The organism is Vreelandella sp. H-I2 (assembly GCF_052959335.1).
Genome location: NZ_JBRAMC010000005.1, coordinates 286,862 through 305,661 on the forward strand (window position 1 = coordinate 286,862; position 18,800 = coordinate 305,661).

The following is an 18,800-nucleotide window of genomic DNA, read 5'->3' on the forward strand; positions in this document are numbered from 1 at the left end:
GTTAAATAGCTCCGTTAAGAGCAAACCCCCACTGTTTGAATCAATCAGTGGGGGTTTTTATTGCGCACTAATGGCTAACGATTAGCGAGGTGCAGCGGGCGCTTCAGCGTTCGTGAGAGTTGGTTCGGGCACTTGCTCCATACGCTTACGCTCTTGGTCAAGAATTGCCAGTGCCTGGGCAGACGTCACGCGTGAAGCGGGCGTCGCTAGGCTTACAATCACACCCGCTACCAGGGCTACTAGCACCGCGGGGATACTTGGGTTGCCCCAGAAAGCTGTCCAGTCGCTATTGGCAATAATCGCTAAGGAGGTCACCGACGCGCAAATTAACGTGGCGATGGCACCCTGCCAGTTATAACGTGGCCAGAAACGGCCCAGCATGGCACTCACAAACAGCCCTGAAAGAATCGTCGAGATCATACGGGTGATGTAGGTGATGACATTGTCTGAGGCCAGCGCGAACAGCAGCGCCAGACCAATGGTTGCCACTAGCGCAATACGCGAGAAGCGCACTACATTTCGCGCTGAGGGCGTGCGGCCCGTTGCTAGTACATACAAGTCGCGTATCAACGTGGAAACACCGGCAATGGCATCGGAGCTCGCGCTAGACATCGTAGCGGAAAGACCCGCTACCAATAGTAATAAACCCAGCCCAAGCGGCATGATCTCTGTGGCCAGGAAAGGGAAGGCGTAGTTGCTGTTTTCAAGCCCAGGGTTAAGGACATGGGTGGCCATACCAATAATCGCCGGAATGATCGAGAAGCCCAGGTAAAGAACGCCAGTGATTAAGAACGAACGGCGTACCGATTTGACTGATTTCCCTGAGTAGATGCGCTGACGAAAGGAGGGCGTAGCAAGCACGCCAATGGCAATGACCGCAGCCAGTGACAGCGCTGGCAGCGCACCAATTTGACCAATGCCTAGAAAGCTAGTGGCCCCCGCATCCATACCTGCCGTAAGGCCTGAGAAGCCGCCAACCTCCACTAGCGCCAGCACCGCCATCAAAATAAAACCCGCAAACAGCACAACCGCTTGAATGGTGTCAGTCCAGATAACCGCAAAATAACCCCCTACCACGCAGTAAATGCCGAAGCCTAACGCCACCAGAATACGCGCGGTGGTTAGATCGATATCCGCCATCCAAGAGAGATAGAGACCACCCCCAAGAATATGCGCGCCCAACCAGCCTATACAGGCGATATAGATAAGTAGCGCGACCACATTACGTACCAGCCGATTCGCACCGACGTAATAGGCGAGTTCCTCACTCATGGTCATAAAGCGAAGTTTACGTACGGGAGCAAAACAGACCGCGAGCAGTAGAATACCCACGGCACCCCCAAGCCCGTATAAGGCACCCGCCCAACCATTGGCGTAACCGAATCCGACGGCGCCCATGCTGGAGCCGGTGCCCACCATGGTCGCCACTGTAGTACCCACGGTAAGGAATAGCGGCACGCTTCGCCCGCCGAGTAGGAAGTCGTCGCCGCTGCCCCGTTTGTGTCTTGAAATCCACCAGCCAAACACAATCATGGCGACAATGTAGAGCACGAAGGTAATAAGGAATAGTTGGCTGTTCATGTTAACCTCTTATCGTTGTTTATCCGGCCGTTGCCGCGGCCGAAGGTAGGCAATGGAAGCGATTACCGCGGGGCTTTTTATCCTAATCACGCGGTAATCTGGCGCTGCACCCTTGCCGGGGTGCGGCGCTTTTTTGTACTAACGTTGAGTGTCTACACGCGATCAGCGCGGAAGCACTTCACGTCAACCTCTACTTTGCAATCCACCACCAAGTCTTGAACGCTGCAGATGCGTGCCGGTGGGTTATCGCCGAAGACTTCCTTAAACACCTTGTTGAACGAGGTGAAATAGCGCGCATCGGTCAGAACGGTGGTGACATGTACGACGTCTTCAACGCCGAAGCCTGCTTCTTGCATAATGGCCAGGCAGTTATCGAAGGCGAGGCGGGTCTGCTCAACAATGCCGCCTTCAACGACTTCGCCGTCGGTCATGGGTGTTTGGCCGGAGACGTATAGCCAGCCACCTGCCTCTACGGCACGGGCAAAGGGCAGCTTCTGACCGCCGGTGCCTACGCCGCCTTCCGTGCCGTATCGAGTAATGCTCATGGTGTTTGCTCCTGGTTGGGTTGAAAGGTGGGGATCGATTGAGCAATGCGCTCTGTTCTGCGCAGCATCCTGCCAGCGCGTTGGTCTGAAATTGCGCCTTGGTGATAGGCGATTTTGCCGTTCACTATGACCATTTCGATGCCCTTGGCGGCCGCGATGGGGGTCTCGTAATTGGCCGTATCTTCAAGCGTCGTGAGATTGAATAGGGTGAGATCTGCGTAGGCGCCTATGCGGATCACGCCGCGATCCGTTAAACCGAAATTGGCTGCCGAAAGGCTGGTCATTTTGCGCACCGCTTCTGCCAGTGGCATTAGCTTTAAATCGCGGCTGTAGTGAGCCAGCACTCGCGGGAATGCACCCCAAAGGCGCGGATGAGGATGCGGGTCGTTTGGTAACCCATCGGAACCGACCATGGAGAGCGGATGCGCTAACACTTGCTGCATATCCGCTTCACTCATGTTGTGGTAAACCGCTCCTGCCGGCTGTAGCTGCTTGGCGGCGTCTAACAGTGATACCCCCCATTCGGCGGCGATCTCTTTTAACGGGCGACGCGCCTGCTCAGGGTGCGGTGTCGACCAGGTAATGGTGATCTCAATCTCATCCGTGACCTGGCCCAGATCGAGAGTGGAGGAGCCTGCGGTGTAGGGGTAGCAGTCGCAGTGGGCGTGCTGGTGCTGGGCGGCAGTCTCCAGTTTATTTAGCGCTTTACCAGCGCCGCCCCAATTGCCCGCGCCTGCGCATTTAAGGTGCGAGATCACCAGAGGCACCTGGCCATTGCGAGCGGTGGCAAATGCTTCGTCCATGGCATCTAGCAGGCCCGCAAACTCATCTCGAAGATGGGTGGTATATACGCCGCCTGATTTCCCAACGGCGGCCACGAGGGGGGCCATCTCGATGGTCGGCGCGTGTATCGCGTTGCGATAGGCAAGCCCTGAGCTAAGCCCTAATGCACCTTCATCCAGCGCTTTGCTTAGCAACACTTCCATGTTGGCAATTTCTTCAACAGTGGCAGGCCGGGCAAAGCTATCCATCACTTGGCTGCGAAGACTGGTATGCCCCACCAAAGCGGCAACGTTAATGCTTGGTTGAGCGGCGTCTACGGCGTTGGCGTAATCGGCAAAGCTTGGATAGCGGAAATCCTCTAGCTTGCCTAATAAATTCATTGGGTCGGGGACTTCACTGGCGAGTGTCACCGGACTTGCGCTGATACCGCAGTTGCCTACGACTACGGTGGTGACTCCCTGGGTCAGCTTGGGCAGCATTTCGGGTGTACGAATAACGTTGGTATCGTCGTGGGTATGCACATCGATAAAGCCTGGGGTCAGATAGCGCTCTTCGGCATCGATAATCGTCGTTGCGGTGGCATAGGGCATAGCGCCGATAGCGCAGATACGCTCTCCCTGAATAGCTATATCGGCACGAAAATGAGCAGCGCCTGAGCCATCCAGCACGTTGGCATTACGAATCAGCAGGTCGTAAACCATCTTAATCTCCTAGGGGCTGGCGGTTGTCGCCACCGCGATGGTCATCGAGGCTAAGCTTAAGTCGGCGCAATTTCGTCCGTGACCGTTCGCGGTGACGCATGGCAAGCTCAAGTGCCAACACATCAACGACCGCCAGCATGGCGTAGCGGGAAGCCGAAGGGTGGTAGATAAAGTCGGTCTCTCGGGAGGTGATCGGGAGCACAATGTCGGATGTTTCGGCTAATGGAGAATTCATTGCGGTTATCGCAATCACCTTGGCGCCGTACTGTTTTGCGATCTTTGCTGACTCCACCATCTCCGGCGTGTAACCCGTCACCGACAGCACGACGACTACGTCATCAGGCTCAAGAGTGGATGCCACCATGCGGGGTAGCAGTGCTTGAGGGTAAGCACAGATCGCATAGCCAAGGCGTACCAGGCGAAACTGAAGCTCTTGGGAGAGAATGCTGGAACCACCACCGGCGCCAAACACCAATATCTGACGGGCTTTATCTAACTGTTCAACTGCCCCGGTCACATCGGCTTGGGCGAGCAAGTCTCGGTTAAGCGCGAGTGTTTGCGTAGCAATGTCATACACCACGCTTGAGCTGTCTTCAGGCGTTGCTTCTTGAATAAAACGACGACCAGCGGCTAAGGCGCGGGTTAAGCGTGTTTTTAAGTCGCGCACGTTAGTACAGCCGATGGCGCGGGCAAAGCGTGTGACGCTGGCGTCGCTCACCCCAGCGCGCTGGGCGATGTCACTGATACTTGCTTCGGTGACAAATTCGATGTCAGCAAATATTAGCTCAGCAACCTTTTTTTCAGCGTCGCGCAGGGCAGCAAAGTCAGTGGTAATACGTGACAAAATGTCGATTTCTTGGCTCACCGTGGACTCCTAATGGTTGCCTGATTTAAAAAGTATGTTAGTTTCTAACTTCAAGTCAATAGTTGCGAAAATATCTAACATTGGTGCTTATTTAGAATACGAGGATATGGGCGAATGCAGACAATGGCGCTAGCGGTGGATAAAGGCGGTGTGGAATTGGGTTCAAACTTACTATCAGGCGTCAGTCTGCCTGCCGCTGTGGTGCATGAAGGCCCACTGAACCATAACGTAGAGTGGATGCAACGATTCGCAGAGGCTCACGGCGCTCGCTTGGCGCCCCATGGCAAAACCACCATGACGCCCGCGCTTTTCCATCGTCAGCTTCAGGCAGGGGCGTGGGGAATTACCCTTGCCACTGCACCCCAGTGTCGTGCGGCCTTCGCCAATGGCATCAACCGAATATTGATGGCGAACCAACTGGTGGGTCAGCCAAATATGGCCATTATCAGCACTCTTATCGAACAGGGCGCTGCGTTTTACTGTGTTGTCGACAGCCATGAAAACGCGCACCAGCTCGGGCGTTTTTTTGCTGAACGGGGTGTGACGTTATCGGTGCTTATTGAGGTAGGCGTGGAGGGTGGCCGCTGTGGCTGCCGCAATCAGCAGCAGATTCTTTCGCTGGCGGAGGCGATTGCTAATGAGCCAGCTCTTTCTCTGGTGGGGCTAGAGGGGTATGAAGGTGTGGTTCACGGGGATGACCCCGAATCTGGCATTCGTGCTTATGCTAAATACCTGGTAGATGTTGCCGTAGAGCTCGAAGCTGCTGGACGCTTTGCTGAAGAGAACCCGATTGTCACTGCATCGGGCTCCGCCTGGTATGACGTGATTGCGGAGGCCTTTCAGGGCGCACCGCTTCAGGGGAGATTTACCCCCGTGCTACGCCCAGGTTGCTACGTCGTCCACGACCATGGCCTTTATCGTGAAGCGCAATCAGCGGTATTAGACCGTCGCCCGGATTTGCAGCAGGGGCTCGAGCCGGCCCTGAAAGTCTTTGCCCAGGTACAGTCGCTTCCCGAACCTGGGCTTGCCATTGTGGCGCTAGGTAAGCGTGATATCGGTCATGACCAGCTACCCATTGTCCTGCGTCGTTTCCGGGAAGGAGGCGACTCCTCGCAGCCATTATCGGTGACTGGTTGGGAAGTGACGAAAATTATGGATCAGCACACGTTCGTGCGACTTCCCGACGAGGCCGAGGATGTCGAGGTCGGCGATATCGTCGCGTTTGGCGCCTCTCACCCCTGTTTAACCTTCGATAAATGGCGCCAGATGCTGTTAGTAGATGATCAACTTAACGTTAAAGAGCGTATGACGACCTACTTTTAGCAACCTGTTATTGAGAAAACCGTTATAGAGAGCGCCGTTAATAGGGAGAGCAGATTTAGCTCGTTGTACCTGCTGGTAGGCGCCCGCCAATAGCCAGCGTCAGGGCGTCTGCCAGCTCCCCTAACTGCTCCCGGCAGCGGTCGATGCTGGGAACTTCCCGGTGCATCGCTTCTGGAATCAGCGTGAGATAAGGGATGGTGATAACGGCTTCGATAACGTCATGAACCCCAAAGACGGGGAAGCTGATATTCGTTAACCCCTGGACTTGAGGGCTTGGCCCCACGTGGTAGCCACGTTGGCGAATCGGATCAAATAGCGCCCGCGTGCGGTCAACCTCTTGTTGGGTTGCATCGCTGGCGGCGAGAATGCGCTCACGGCGTTGCTCATCCAAAAAGGCCAGCATGACGGCCCCTGAACCGGAGCCGCATATATCGATTTTGGCCCCCAGGCGCAGCCCAAAGCCCATCTTGTCGGGGTTTTCATACTGGGCCACTACCAATAGGTGACCAGGACGAGCAACGCTAAGGTGACACGACTGGGAGATTTCATGGCACAGCTCTTCCATGCGCGGTAGCGCGGCCTGTACTAACCGCTTGGTGGGCGGGAAGCGATGGGCCATCTCAAACATCTTTAGCGTTAGCTGATAGCGGCTACCGCTATCATCCATGCTGACGTAGCCACGATCCCGCAGCACCATCAGCATGCGGTACATCTCATTGGTTTTACGGCCGATCTGTTCGGCAATCGCTTGGGTGCTTAGCGGCTGGGGAGATTGGGCAAGCAGCTCCAAAATATCCAACCCTTTCTCTAAAGCAGGGGCGTGGTACTGCGTTTCAGCCTTCTCCTTCATTCAAGCTCCCTTACGTGATTGCCTATCGCTCGTTGATCGTGGCGTTAACCAAAATGCTTGGTTAGCGTGCCAGCCAGCCGCCGTCTACTGCCAGGGTATGCCCATGCACGTAGCGGGCGGCATCGGAGCATAAGAATATCACAGCGCCGGCTAAGTCTTCTGGCGTGCCCCAGCGTCCGGCGGGGATGCGGCCAAGAATTTCAGCATGGCGCTGGGGGTCGTCGCGCAATGCTTGGGTGTTGTCGGTGGCCATATAGCCAGGGGCGATACCATTAACGTTGATGTCATGGCCCGCCCACTCATTGGCGAGCAAGCGCGTTAGGCCGAGAATACCGCTTTTGCTGGCGGTGTAGGAGGGCACACGAATGCCGCCTTGAAACGACAATAATGAAGCGATATTGACGATCTTGCCCGGCGCTTTGCGCTCGATAAGGTGTTTGGCAACCTGCTGTGCGAGAAAAAAAGCGGCTTTCAAGTTAACGTCAATGACGTCATCCCAATCTTGCTCTGAAAATTCAACGGCTGCTGCCCGGCGAATAATACCCGCATTGTTGACCAGGATATCCACCTTGCCCGCTTGCGCGATCGCCTGCGAGACAATCTCGCTCGGCGCTTGGCTGCCTAGCTCAGCCGTAATGTCGTAAAACTGGCGCCCTAGGGCCTCCACCTGCTGGCGGGTGTCATCAGCGGGGCTGCGGTTGACCCCTACGATATCGGCACCCGCCTGTGCCAGTGCAATGGCAATTCCCTGGCCCAGCCCTTTGTTGCAACCCGTCACCATGGCCACTTGGCCGTTCAGCGAAAATAGCTTCATTGGTCACTCTCCCCGAGTAGTGGTTTAGCACAGATCTTTAGAAGCGATAAAGTCCATATCATCGTAGGTTAGGTTTTCGCCGCACATACCCCAAATAAAGGTGTAGCGGCGAGTGCCAAAGCCGCAGTGAATCGACCAGCTGGGGTGAATCACGGCCTGTTCGTTGGCAACTACGATATGCCGGGTCTCTTGGGGCTCACCACACAGGTGGAACACCACATCGTCTTCACTCAAGTCAAAGTAGAAGTACACTTCCATGCGCCGTTCGTGGGTATGGCAGGGCATTGTGTTCCACATACTGCCTGGCTCTAACTGGGTAAGCCCCATGGAGAGCTGGCAGGTATCCAGTACATCGGTGTGTAGGTACTTATTGATGGTACGCACATTGCCGGTTTCAGGGTCACCAAGAGTGGTGGGCGAGGCATCTTCCGGGCGGATATGGCGAAGCTGGTAACGCACATGGGCAGGCGTTGAGTTGATATAAAAGCGTGCTGGCTTGGACGCATCGAGGCTCTCAAAGCTGACCTCACGGCTCTCTTTGGGAATATACAGGCCGTGGTGGGTGCCCAGCTCGACCATTTCACCGTCGACAGTAATGCGCCCGGGCGCGCCAATGTTAATAACGCCCATTTCCCGCCGCTCTAGAAAATAGTCAACGCCAAGTTCTTTGCCACCGCTCAGGGTCAGCGGTGAATCAGTGGGTACCGCGCCACCCACAATAATGCGGTCAACGTGGCTGTAGGTTAGCGACAGTTGGCCTGGCACCATAATCTGGGTGACCAGCATTTTGTCACGCAGGCCCTGGGTATCGAGGGTTTTAAAATGATCGCTATGAAGCGCTTGGCGAATATCCATACGAATTTCCTTTAATGGTAAAAGTAAATGGGCTCACGAGAACAGCGTGAGCGGCCACAGGGTGATAGCCGGAAAGGCAATGACCAGCAGTATCACCAGGAGGTTTGCGAGCAGGAACGGCAGGGCGCCGCGGAAAATACGCCCAATCGAGAGGCCGGTGATGGATGAGCAGACGTTCAGGCACATACCCACCGGCGGCGTGACCAAGCCAATCGCCAGGCCGCTGATCAACAGGACACCAAACTGCACGGGTGAAATATTGGCCAGGGCAAGCACCGGCAGCACCACTGGGGTAATCAGCAAAATCGCGGGGGTTACATCAATAAAGGTGCCGATCAGTAGCACGGCAGCAGCAATTACCAGCAGGAGCAACATCGGGGTAAGATCCAGCCCGCCTAAAAAGCCTGCCAACAGCTGGGGAATCTGCTCCATCGAGAGAATCCACACGTATAGCTGACTCATGGCAATAATGATCATCACCGTTGCACTGGTCATGACGGCAGAGCGAAACAGGGCAGGCAGTTCACGCAGTTTGAGGCTTTTAAATACCACCAGCGCCAGAAACAGCGCATAGCCCACGCCTAACGCGGCAGACTCAGTGGCCGTAGCAACACCGCCGACCACCGCACCCACTACAAACAGGGGAATTAATAGCGCGAGTACCGCACGCTGAATCACCTGGCGGCGCTGTTGCGGGTTTAATCCTGCGTGGGCACGGGGGTAGCCTTGACGACCGGCCATTAGTGCAATGATGCCCATCATCAGCAGGCCAATGAGTAGACCGGGGATAAGGCTCGCCATAAACATGGTGCCGATAGACTGCTGCGCGGTAACGGCGTAGATCACCATAGGCACACTGGGAGGAATGATCATGCCCATGGTGGAAGAGGCCACGGTAATGCCGCTGGCGGTTTCGACGCTGTATCCCTTGCGTGCCATCTCCGGAATCATGGCGGAACCCACCGAAGCCGTATCCGACACAGAAGAGCCCGATATGCCGCCAAAGATCATCGATGTCGAGATATTGACGTGCCCCAGCCCGCCTGGAAAACGGCCTACCAACATCAAACAGAAGTCGATCAAGCGCGCGGTAATGCCTGAGGCGTTCATCACCAGCCCCATCAAGATGAACAGCGGCAGGGCAATCATGGTGTACAGATCCATACCGGACAGTACCCGCTGGGGAAGCACGCCAATCAAGCCTGGCTGCATGATCAAAAAGTAGACCAACCCCGAAAGCCCGAGGGAATAGGCGATGGGCACCCCAATCAACAGCAGCACCATCAGGCTAACAAGCAGTAAAATCATGCCTGCCCCTCCTGCGCGTCTTCGCGTTGAGCTGAGGGGCGCTCTCCACCGACTAGCACCGCCAAGGAGAATAGAATGACCAGTAGCGCGCCAATGGGGACACTGATTTGCACTACCCAATTAGGCACATCCAGCACGGCGGAGCGGAAACGACCCACCTGCCCAATCCAACTAATGCTGAGCCATGCCAAATAGCCATTGAATAGCATCACGAGACAATGGCGTAAGCGGTTCAGCCAGACGGCTAGTGCCGTGGGCAGTGCATCCACAAGCACGCTGATACGGATATGCTCGCCGCGCAAAATGGCGACCGATGCCCCCAGTGCGGTGGAGTACACAAATAGAAAGCGCATCACCTCTTCAGCACCGGCAAAGCCAATGCTGAATACGTAGCGCAGTATCACCAGTGCCAAACAGAGCAGGAAAACCGCCGCAATCAATGCGGCGATCAGATTTTCCAGCAGGCTAGCGAAGCGGCGCATTACCCGCATCAAGGCGGTATCTTCCGCCATCGGCTGCGCCAGTGGAGGTGGGTTCATTACTCCAATACCTCGGCTTGATCGGTCAGTGCGAGCAGTTGCTCTAACTGCTCCTGGCTAAAGTCACCACGCTCAACAAAGTGCTCCCAGACAGGAACGACGGCATCTACAAAGCCCTGGCGGTGTTCGTCGGCTATGTCATTAATGCTCATGTGCTCGCCCAGTGTTTCGAGGTAGTTGGCTTCGGAAGCTAGCCAAATTTCGTTGGAGCGCGTCATCGTCTCCTGAGCAACATCGTCGACGATCATCTGCAGCTCTTCAGGTAGCTGGTCGTACCATTGAGCGCTGATAAAGAAGGGGTCAGGATGGATTTGCCAGTTCAGTAGTGACATGTACTCCTGAGCTTCATGGAATTTCATATCGGCGATATTGGAGGGCGGGTTTTCTTGCCCATCGACCACGCCTGTGCGAAGCGCCATATAGGTCTCGGTGTAAGGCACTTGCTGAGGGGAGGCGCCCAACGCTTCAAATGCCCGCAGCGTGGGTGCCAGTGGCGGGGTGCGAATCTTCAAACCACGGAGGTCACCCACTTGATTAACGGCGCGAACGTTATTGGTTAACTGGCGCATACCGCCGGCAACGCCGGTCACCGGTATATGCAGCTGGCTTTCACGTGCGCCTTCATTAATGGCCTGGCCAAGCTCGCCCTCCATCACGTCAATAGCTTGTTCTGGCGTGGTGAACAGGAACGGCATGGTATAGATCAGATAGGCGGGGTTAGCTTGGGCAAACAAACCACCGCGATAGCCCTGAATAAGCCCCATTTGGACTTGCTGAAGTACATCCTCCTCCTTCCCCAGGGTGCCATTGAAATAGAGTTCGACGGCGATACGCCCATCACTGCGCTCTTCAAGTGCTTCTTTGAAGTAGCGCATGGACTCAGAGCGCGGCGCCTCATCGGTTTGTGAATGAGCGTACTTGAAAGTGAAATCGGCAGCTTGAAGCGATGAGGTGAAGCCAATCGCGAGGCTGGCCATCATTAAGTGGGTTAGGCGCATGGAAGGTTCTCCGTTTTATTGTGATGTTCTTGTTGCGATGCGATGGTTTTTTCTCAAATATAAAATCTGTTTTTATATTTGATGTAAGGCCAAGCTTAACGTCATTCCTGTGTAGGTCAATGCTTGAGCTATGCGACATTGGTCGCGATGCGTATTTTCGGTACAGAGAGAGAGGGGGTTATAAGCGCACAGGGAGGGATCGTCGGCAGGCACGGAAAACATGCCTGTCGAGAGCGGGCGTTGGAGAGTTGCTTAGCGGCCGTTGATCAGTTAACCAAGCAACCGCGATCAGAAGTGTAGGCGCGCAATGGCGGCGGGGAGCTCGCTGGCATGGTGGATACCAATCGCCCCTTCGGGGGTGAGTTCTTCATTAGGGAAGTGGTTGAGGTGAATCACGTGCATGCCCGCCGCCAAGCCAGCTTCCACACCTACTGCCGCATCATCGATTACTACGCACTGCTGAGGAGCATGGCCCATAGCGGCGGCGGCCTTACGATACAGCTCGGGGTCGGGTTTCCAGACGTTGAGGGTATAGGCGCTAAATAGCTTGTCGGCAAAGTGATGGCCTAGTTCGGTGCTTTCCAGCGCACAGCGAATTTTTCGCTCGGGGCCATTTGAGACCACGGCTTTGGGGTGGCTGCTTAACTGTTCCAGCGCGGCGACCATACCAGGGATCGCTACCAGCTCGGCACGCATACGAGCTTCCATACGCGCCCGCATACCTGCCTCAAGCTGGGAAAATTCTTCTTCTGCCAACGCCTGAAAACGGTTCTCCAGGGTTTGGATGATCGTCTGGAAACGCATCCCGCGAAATTCATCCATATACTGACGCGCTGAAAAGGGTAAGCCGAACTCGGGAAGAATATCCCCCATCACCTCGGCAAGCAGTATTTCGCTATCCACCAAGGTGCCATCGCAATCGAACAGTAAGCACAGAGGCATGGAAGGGGACGTGGCGGTGTGCTTCATCGATAGGTTTCCTCATTGACAAAGCTAATCGGCCGCTCACCCTGGAGTGCTAGACGAATATTATCCACCGCTCGCTGGGCCATGGCGTCGCGGGTTTCATGGGTAGCAGAGCCGATATGGGGCAGGGCGACCACATTGCTCATTTTCGGTAGCGGTGATGAAGCGGCTAGCGGCTCCTGCGCAAATACATCTAACCCCGCCGCTTGAATAACGCCATTTTCCAGCGCCTGGATCAATGCGCTTTCATCGACCACTTTACCGCGGGCGATATTGATGAAAATGCCCGAAGGTTTCATCAGCGCAAACTGCTGGGCGCCGATCAAGTGCTCGGTCTCTGCGGTAAGCGGCACAGTGACGCAGACGAAATCAGCCTCAGCCAGCAGCTCGTTGAGTTTGCGGCGCTGCGCGCCAAGTTCACTCTCTAAATCGGGCTTGGGTGAAGCGTTGGAGTAGAGCACCTGCATGCCAAACCCTAGAGCACCGCGCCTGGCAACGGCTTGACCAATGCGGCCAAAGCCCACCATGCCGAGTGTTTTTCCGTGCACATCGCTGCCAAACAGTGCGGGGCCGAGGCTTGCTTGCCAATGGCCTGCTTTGACCCACTCGGCTAGTTCAACCACCCGGCGCGCCGCTGTCATGATTAACGCAAAGCCGGTGTCGGCGGTGGTTTCGGTAAGTACATCAGGCGTATTGCATAGCATAATGCCGCGCTTGGTCAGTTCATCAACGGGGATATTGTCATAGCCAACAGAGACGGTCGCGATGACTTCCAAGTTGGGCGCTGCGTCCAGCAACTGGGGGGTTATCGCCAAGCCGGAACCGATAATACCATGCGCCTCCGCTAATAGAGCGCGGTTATTAGGGGCATCAAGCGCAGTAGTTTTCGGCAGCTCATCCACCTCAAACAGATCGCTAAGCTCAGCCAGCTGGGCATCGCTGAGTCTTCCTTGAACCACTAAACGTTTTTTCATTGTTATCTCCTTGTTGAAAAGCCTGTTATTGAAAGCCTGTCATTAAACTCCTACTAATAAAAGCAAGGCGAGATGCGTCAGGCTGGGTAGAGCTCGGCTTCAAGCGCTTGTAGACGTTCGCGATTAGGTAGGCCTTCCATATCACCCACTACCTGGATGGCTTGGGCGCCAATAAGGTTGCCGCGTTGGGCTGCTTGGCGAGCCGATCTTCCGTCAAGCAGGGCGCTAATCACGCCGACGGCGAAGCCATCACCTGCACCGACGGTATCCACCACCTCAGCGACGTGGCAACCGGCCACCGTAAAGCTCTCTTCTTGCCCATCCAGATTGCCATGATAATAGCTGCCTTCCGGCCCCAGCTTGATGATCACTGCGGAAGCGCCTTGATCCAGATAGTAGCCTGCTATGTCGTAAGGCGTCTGCTGCCCGGTGAGCAGTTGGCCCTCGGAAAGCCCAGGCAACACCCAATCGGCGCGACCGGCGAGTTCATTAAGGGTGGTCCGCATAACGCTTTCGCTGGGCCAAAGTGACGGCCGCAAATTGGGATCAAAAGAAATAGTGGCGCCATGGACGCGGGCCTGCTCCATCAAATGATGGCTAAGCTGGCAGGCGCTTTCAGATAGCGCCGGGGTAATGCCCGTTGCATGAAGGTGGTTAAGCGCCTGAAAGTCGACACTCTGGGCGTCGTCAATAGTGAGGTGGCTGGCGGCACTGCCACGTCTGAAATATTCGACTCGCGGGTCGGCGCCGTCCTGGGCGCGCTCTTTAAACATCAGCCCGGTGGGGTGCTGTGCATCTGTGTGAATATAGCGGTCATCGATACCTTCCGCTGTTAAAGCCGCCTGAATAAACTCCCCAAAGCTATCGGTGCCCACTCGGCTTAACCAACCGACGTGAAAACCCAGCCTGGAGAGGCCGATAGCGACATTGTTATCAGCTCCGGCAAGTCGGCGATGAAAGTTCTCAATAGCCGATAAATCCCCCGGATTATCAGCGACGAACATGGCCATCGCTTCTCCAAAGGTGAGTATTTTGGGGGCGAAAGAACGTCTGTTTTTCATTGTAATTCTCGCTAGCAAATTCGATAAATTAAGGTCAGGGAGCCGTACTACCTCGGATGATTAGCCGGGGAGCGTGGCGGTTTTGATAAGACGGGGTGGGCTTGTTCCGAGCAAGCTGGCTGATCAGGCAAGCAACCGAGTCACGACCGATGCCATCGGTGGGCTGGGCCAGCGTGGTGATGCCAGGAGTTAATAGTTCGCACCACTCCAGTTCATCGATACCCATTAAGCCTACTGGTCCCATCGATAGGTTAAGTCGTTTAAAGCATTTCGCCATAGTAAGCAGGGTAGTACCGTTGCCGCATAACACGGCGCATGGTGAGTCCGCCTGCTGTTCGACATACGTTGCTAGTGCCGTTTCACAGGCGTGAAGTTCACTATGACTGAGTATTAGCGTCTGATTTTCCAGTCCCATGGTTTCTGCCTGCTCACCAAAGCGTTGCAGCCGCTCCTGTCGGGCGCTAGCCCGCTCCGGGATTTCACTCACATAGAGTATTGAGCGATAACCCTGTCGGCTCAGGTGCGCTAGCGCCATATCGATAGCAAGGGCATTGTCTAGACCGATCACTTCAGCATTGAGTTGGCTGATGTCACGATCGAGCAGCACCAACGGCACGCCGCTTTCCATTAATGCCTGCAGCGCCTGCCCAGGCTGCCCCGCAGCATTGATAACCAAGCCTTCGACCTGATAGGTAGCCAATGTTGCCAGATGTTGTTGTTCCAATGCCGGATCATTATCCGTATTACAGACGATCAACGCGTAGCCATAATCGCGGCATGCCAGCTCTACTCCGTGCATGACGGCAACCGAAAATGGGTTGCGTATATCGGCAACCAACATCCCAAGCAGGCGTGAACCGCCTCCTTTGAGCCCTCGCGCCATCTGGTTAGGGCGATAACCTAGTGACTTTGCTGACTCGCCGATACGTTGCTGCAGCTCAGCAGAGAGCTTGTCGCGCTCAGTGCCGAAAAAGCGTGAAACGCTGGTTTTAGAAGCGCCTGCCATCTTGGCGACTTCAATCAAGGTGGCCCGACGTGGCGAGATTGGCATTGTACTCAAACACTCTGACACTAAAATGGGAACGTTCCCAACCTTAGGTGTTTTTGCTTTTTAAGACAATACCCGCACAGTAAAGAGAGCAGAGCTGTAGGCCTGCTCTCTGATAGGCTGGAGAAAAACAAGGATGACTGCGATGCGTCTTGATGAATACCGGCAGTATGATGCCACCGGTTTGGCTGGGCTGATCCGCAACCGCGAAGTAAGCCGAGAAGAGGTTTTGGAAGCCGCTATAACGGCAATTGAGACTTATAACCCCAAACTAAACGCTGTGGTAAGAACGCGCTTCGAGCGCGCACGGCAAGAGAGCAGGAAGGTAACGGACGATACGCTATTTGGCGGTGTGCCTACGTTGAGCAAGGATCTTTTAATGGGGCTGGCGGGAGAGCCTTTGTCATTCGGAAGTGCTTCTTTAGCTCACTGGTGTCCAAAGGAGGATGCGACGTTGATTCAGCGCTCTCGGTCAGCGGGCTTGGTGATGGTAGGGCAGACCGCAACGCCGGAACTGGGCCTGATGGGAATTACTGAGCCAAAAGCTTTTCCCCATCCGCATAATCCGTGGCGGGAAGGATACTCACCCGGCGGTTCCAGCGGTGGCGCTGCTGTCGCCGTGGCTAGTGGTATGGTGCCTATGGCCTTGGGCGGTGATGGAGGGGGATCAATACGTATTCCGGCTAGCTATTGTGGTCTGTTTGGTTTTAAACCGTCGCGTGGTCGGGTGCCATTGACGCCTGCGCATGGAGAGGTGTGGCAGGGTGCGGTTATCGAGCACGCCTTAACCCGCAGCGTTCGTGATAGCGCCGCTCTATTAGAGCATGTCAACGGTATGGCGCCTTCCGGGCCCTACCCGGTGCCGCATGAACGAGGCTATGTGGCGGCGCTGTCGTCACCGCTAAAGCCGTTGCGTATTGCCGTATCGATGGGGGAGTCTTTAAGCCGAGGTCTGGGCACGCGTTTGAGTCCCGATATCAGTGTCGCTATAAACAAAGCTGCAACGGCGCTGACAGACATAGGCCATCGGGTAGAGTGGTGCGAGCCACCTGTGGATGGTGAGGCCCTGGCCAATAGCTATCTCACTCTCTATTTGGGCCACCTTGCGGCAGATCTGGTATGGATTAGCCAGCAGACCGGGGTGGCCGTTCGTCGCTTGGCAATTGAGCCCTCAACACGTGCCATTGGCCAGCTGGGAGCGGTGCTTTCAGCGCGCGACTACGAGCTAGCCAAGCGCTACTGGCATACGGCTGCCGAGCAGATGAGTCGTTTTCACCAGCGTTACGACGCGGTGGTGATGCCGGTAGCAGCCGATACTGCCCCTAAAATTGGTGAGCTTTACCCGTCAGCGACAAGAGAGTGGTTAATGTCTCTACTTGCGCTTCCCGGTGCTTCGAGCCTGGCGCTGAAAGCAGGACTGTTGCAGCGCTTGGCGGTGGATGCCTTAAGGCGTACGCCCTTTACTCAGTTGGCGAATCTCACAGGGCAGCCTGCCATGTCAGTTCCGCTGCATATTGCCAACAATGGCCTGCCGGTGGGCGTTCAAGTACTGGGCCGCATGGGCGAGGACCAACGGCTATTTCAATTAGCGGCTGCTTTGGAGCAACACGATGTTTGGCAACGCCATTTACCCTGGCAGGCGTTCTGCGCTTAAGCAGGGTAAACTACGCGGCTCTGATGCAACGCTTGGCCTTATGCATGCACCCCAACGATAAATTAACACACTACGAGTTAACCCAGGCGGGCGATCGTTATTTTGATGGCCTGGCCGATAAGTTTTCCCGCTCGCTCTACCAGGCACCCCGTGGAGAGCTGCGTTTGACCATGCTTGATTATTTACTGCCACAAATGCTGCAGTTAAGTAAACAAAAAGTACTCGATGTGGGTGGTGGTTTGGGCCAACAAGCGGCGTGGTTTGCCGGTCGTGGTCATGCCGTGACCATGACGGAGCCATCAAGCGATATGTTGACGTATGCTCAACAGTGGCATCGTGACGAGAAGACACTACCCCAAGAAGTGATCTCTTATCTACAGGCGCCTTTGCAAGAGCTCCCGCTGCAAGTGCCAGGGCCGTGGTCTTTAATTACCTGTCATGCGGTATTGGAGTGGCTGGGTGATCCTCAGGCAGCACTGGCTATTTTAAGCCGTTTATTAGCCCCGGGCGGGCAACTTAGCTTGATGGTATTCAACCGAGATGCGCTGCGCTTTTCTAATGCAGTGAAGGGTAATCTTGAAAAAGCTTTGAGCGACCGCCTAGCCGGGAAGGGCAAGCGTCAGCGTTTAACGCCTATTTCGCCTGTATCGCACAATGAAATTACTCAGTGGAGCGTGGAGAGTGGCCTGCAGATAGTCTCCGTCGCGGGTATTCGCGTCTTTCAAGACTATCTACGCCAACCGCCTGCCACGCCAGCCGAAAATGAAACCCTATTAGCGCTTGAAAAACAGTACTGTCGCCAAGACCCCCATTGGCGATTGGGCCGTTACTTGCTCTATACCCTAATCAAACCGGAGACTCCTGAATGAGTGCTCAAGACCCTGCTTGCCAACTGTTGGCCCGCCAACGGGATGATTATGCTGCCCTCTGGGTTGTTGGCCCGCCATTAGATAGCTGGCTTGTGGACCAGTCAACGGGGGTTGTGAGCGGTGATTTTGAGGCACTGAATGAATGGAGTGCTAAAAACAAACAAGCCCGAACGCCTTTTGACTTGGCTGAGGGCGAATTAATGGACAAAGAAATAGTATTGTTTTGGCCTAAAGCACACCAATTGGGCATTTGGTGGTTAAAGTGGTTATGTGAACAGTTACCCAGCGGGACGCCATTTGAGGTTGTCGGTGAACATCAAGGAGGCATTAAACGGGTGCCTAAGATGCTTGAAGAGCTGAGTATGCCTTGCGACAAGCGCGATAATGCCCGGCGCTGTTCGCTGTTTGCCACCCATACCGTTGCTCTAGAAGCAGCCAGCGATAGTGCTTGGCAGAAATTTGAGACATTAGGGCTGACCCTGGTCAGCCACCCAGGCGTATTTGGCCACGGCAAAGTTGACGAAGGTACATTATTAATGTTGGAAAGCATCGAAAGCAGCTTGCCAAAAAAGCCGCTTAAGGTGCTGGATATGGGCTGTGGCGACGGCATTATTAGCGCCTGGTTGGCCCAGCGTGGCCACCATGTGACCGCTGTGGATGTTAGTGCCTTTGCGGTGGAGGCGTGTCAGCGCACCTTGGCGGCGAATGGGCTAGAGGGGCGGGTGCTTTGCAGTAATGTGTTCAGCGCGCTTGAAGGTGAACAGTTTGATTGGATTGTTAGCAACCCGCCTTTCCATAAAGAGCGTGATATCAGCTATGGCCCAAGCCAGCGTTTGATCAGCGCGGCGCCAGAGCATCTCAATGCGGGCGGGCGGTTAATCCTGGTGGCAAATGGCTTTTTGCCCTACCCAGACCACTTGCAGCGGGCGTTTCAGGATTTTCAGACCCTGGCGGATAATCGCCGCTTCAAGGTTTACGGTGCGATTAAGTCACAGCGCTAGGCCTTATCCATATGCTTTTCCTCAAACTTGCCACATTCAGCCGCCGACGAATTTACCGTTAAGGT

18 protein-coding genes are annotated in these 18,800 nt (G+C 55.2%); 4 read left to right on the plus strand and 14 right to left on the minus strand.

The genetic code is table 11. The features are described 5' to 3' along the window. Positions 1 to 81: 81 nt before the first annotated feature. From ACUVOF_RS14455 to ACUVOF_RS14470, 4 genes are all read right to left on the minus strand, one after another. Complete coding sequence (locus ACUVOF_RS14455; RefSeq protein WP_447045040.1) at positions 82 to 1,581, minus strand: sodium:solute symporter family protein; 1,500 nt, start codon at positions 1,579 to 1,581, stop codon at positions 82 to 84. A 152-nt stretch (positions 1,582 to 1,733) separates the two neighbouring features. Continuing rightward, a complete protein-coding gene (locus ACUVOF_RS14460) occupies positions 1,734 to 2,126 on the minus strand; it encodes a RidA family protein (RefSeq protein WP_022524043.1) in 393 nt (130 codons plus the stop codon). After that, positions 2,123 to 3,610 carry an N-acyl-D-amino-acid deacylase family protein gene (locus ACUVOF_RS14465; RefSeq protein ID WP_447045041.1) on the minus strand — a complete coding sequence of 496 codons (1,488 nt, stop codon included), beginning with the start codon at positions 3,608 to 3,610 and terminating at the stop codon, positions 2,123 to 2,125. Before ACUVOF_RS14465 ends, ACUVOF_RS14460 begins: the two co-directional genes overlap by 4 nt. Position 3,611: 1 nt before the next feature. Continuing rightward, entirely contained in the window at positions 3,612 to 4,475 is an 864-nt protein-coding gene (locus tag ACUVOF_RS14470; RefSeq protein ID WP_447045042.1) for a MurR/RpiR family transcriptional regulator, read from the minus strand. Positions 4,476 to 4,589: 114 nt separating this feature from the next. Here ACUVOF_RS14470 and ACUVOF_RS14475 point away from each other — a divergent pair, with 114 nt between their 5' ends. Next, positions 4,590 to 5,798: an amino acid deaminase gene (locus ACUVOF_RS14475; RefSeq protein WP_447045043.1), complete on the plus strand. Its 1,209-nt coding sequence runs from the start codon at positions 4,590 to 4,592 to the stop codon at positions 5,796 to 5,798. 55 nt (positions 5,799 to 5,853) lie between these two features. Here the strand turns inward: ACUVOF_RS14475 and ACUVOF_RS14480 are convergent, their stop codons facing one another. The 10 genes from ACUVOF_RS14480 to ACUVOF_RS14525 all read right to left on the minus strand — a co-directional run bounded on the left by ACUVOF_RS14480 (position 5,854) and on the right by ACUVOF_RS14525 (position 15,214). Continuing rightward, entirely contained in the window at positions 5,854 to 6,648 is a 795-nt protein-coding gene (locus ACUVOF_RS14480) for an IclR family transcriptional regulator (RefSeq protein ID WP_233974785.1), read from the minus strand. Positions 6,649 to 6,709: 61 nt separating this feature from the next. Beyond that, positions 6,710 to 7,462 carry a 2-dehydro-3-deoxy-D-gluconate 5-dehydrogenase KduD gene (kduD, locus tag ACUVOF_RS14485; RefSeq protein ID WP_159176580.1) on the minus strand — a complete coding sequence of 251 codons (753 nt, stop codon included), beginning with the start codon at positions 7,460 to 7,462 and terminating at the stop codon, positions 6,710 to 6,712. Between the two features lie 24 nt (positions 7,463 to 7,486). Next, positions 7,487 to 8,317 (minus strand): 5-dehydro-4-deoxy-D-glucuronate isomerase, encoded by an 831-nt coding sequence (gene kduI, locus ACUVOF_RS14490; protein WP_447045044.1) that lies wholly within the window; start codon positions 8,315 to 8,317, stop codon positions 7,487 to 7,489. 33 nt (positions 8,318 to 8,350) lie between these two features. Next, positions 8,351 to 9,625, minus strand: coding sequence for a TRAP transporter large permease (locus ACUVOF_RS14495; RefSeq protein ID WP_447045045.1), 1,275 nt, complete (start codon positions 9,623 to 9,625; stop codon positions 8,351 to 8,353). Next, positions 9,622 to 10,164 (minus strand): TRAP transporter small permease, encoded by a 543-nt coding sequence (locus ACUVOF_RS14500; RefSeq protein ID WP_447045046.1) that lies wholly within the window; start codon positions 10,162 to 10,164, stop codon positions 9,622 to 9,624. The genes ACUVOF_RS14495 and ACUVOF_RS14500 overlap by 4 nt, the downstream gene beginning before the upstream one ends. Next, the gene (locus ACUVOF_RS14505) at positions 10,164 to 11,162 is read right to left on the minus strand and encodes a TRAP transporter substrate-binding protein (RefSeq protein WP_447045047.1); all 999 of its coding nucleotides are present in this window, start codon (positions 11,160 to 11,162) and stop codon (positions 10,164 to 10,166) included. Before ACUVOF_RS14505 ends, ACUVOF_RS14500 begins: the two co-directional genes overlap by 1 nt. Positions 11,163 to 11,450: 288 nt before the next feature. Further along, positions 11,451 to 12,131 (minus strand): HAD family hydrolase, encoded by a 681-nt coding sequence (locus tag ACUVOF_RS14510; RefSeq protein ID WP_447045048.1) that lies wholly within the window; start codon positions 12,129 to 12,131, stop codon positions 11,451 to 11,453. Beyond that, positions 12,128 to 13,102 (minus strand): 2-hydroxyacid dehydrogenase, encoded by a 975-nt coding sequence (locus tag ACUVOF_RS14515; protein WP_447045049.1) that lies wholly within the window; start codon positions 13,100 to 13,102, stop codon positions 12,128 to 12,130. The genes ACUVOF_RS14510 and ACUVOF_RS14515 overlap by 4 nt, the downstream gene beginning before the upstream one ends. Positions 13,103 to 13,179: 77 nt before the next feature. Next, the gene (locus ACUVOF_RS14520; protein WP_447045050.1) at positions 13,180 to 14,163 is read right to left on the minus strand and encodes a sugar kinase; all 984 of its coding nucleotides are present in this window, start codon (positions 14,161 to 14,163) and stop codon (positions 13,180 to 13,182) included. A 34-nt stretch (positions 14,164 to 14,197) separates the two neighbouring features. Further along, positions 14,198 to 15,214 (minus strand): LacI family DNA-binding transcriptional regulator, encoded by a 1,017-nt coding sequence (locus ACUVOF_RS14525; protein ID WP_447045051.1) that lies wholly within the window; start codon positions 15,212 to 15,214, stop codon positions 14,198 to 14,200. Positions 15,215 to 15,356: 142 nt separating this feature from the next. Here ACUVOF_RS14525 and ACUVOF_RS14530 point away from each other — a divergent pair, with 142 nt between their 5' ends. From ACUVOF_RS14530 to ACUVOF_RS14540, 3 genes are read left to right on the plus strand one after another with little or no spacing between them, the layout of a single operon-like run. Continuing rightward, on the plus strand, positions 15,357 to 16,865 hold the full coding sequence (locus ACUVOF_RS14530) for an amidase (protein WP_447045052.1): 1,509 nt from the start codon (positions 15,357 to 15,359) through the stop codon (positions 16,863 to 16,865). A gap of 44 nt (positions 16,866 to 16,909) precedes the next feature. After that, the gene (locus ACUVOF_RS14535) at positions 16,910 to 17,734 is read left to right on the plus strand and encodes a methyltransferase domain-containing protein (protein WP_447045151.1); all 825 of its coding nucleotides are present in this window, start codon (positions 16,910 to 16,912) and stop codon (positions 17,732 to 17,734) included. Further along, complete coding sequence (locus ACUVOF_RS14540) at positions 17,731 to 18,735, plus strand: methyltransferase (protein ID WP_447045053.1); 1,005 nt, start codon at positions 17,731 to 17,733, stop codon at positions 18,733 to 18,735. Before ACUVOF_RS14535 ends, ACUVOF_RS14540 begins: the two co-directional genes overlap by 4 nt. Positions 18,736 to 18,800: the final 65 nt, after the last annotated feature.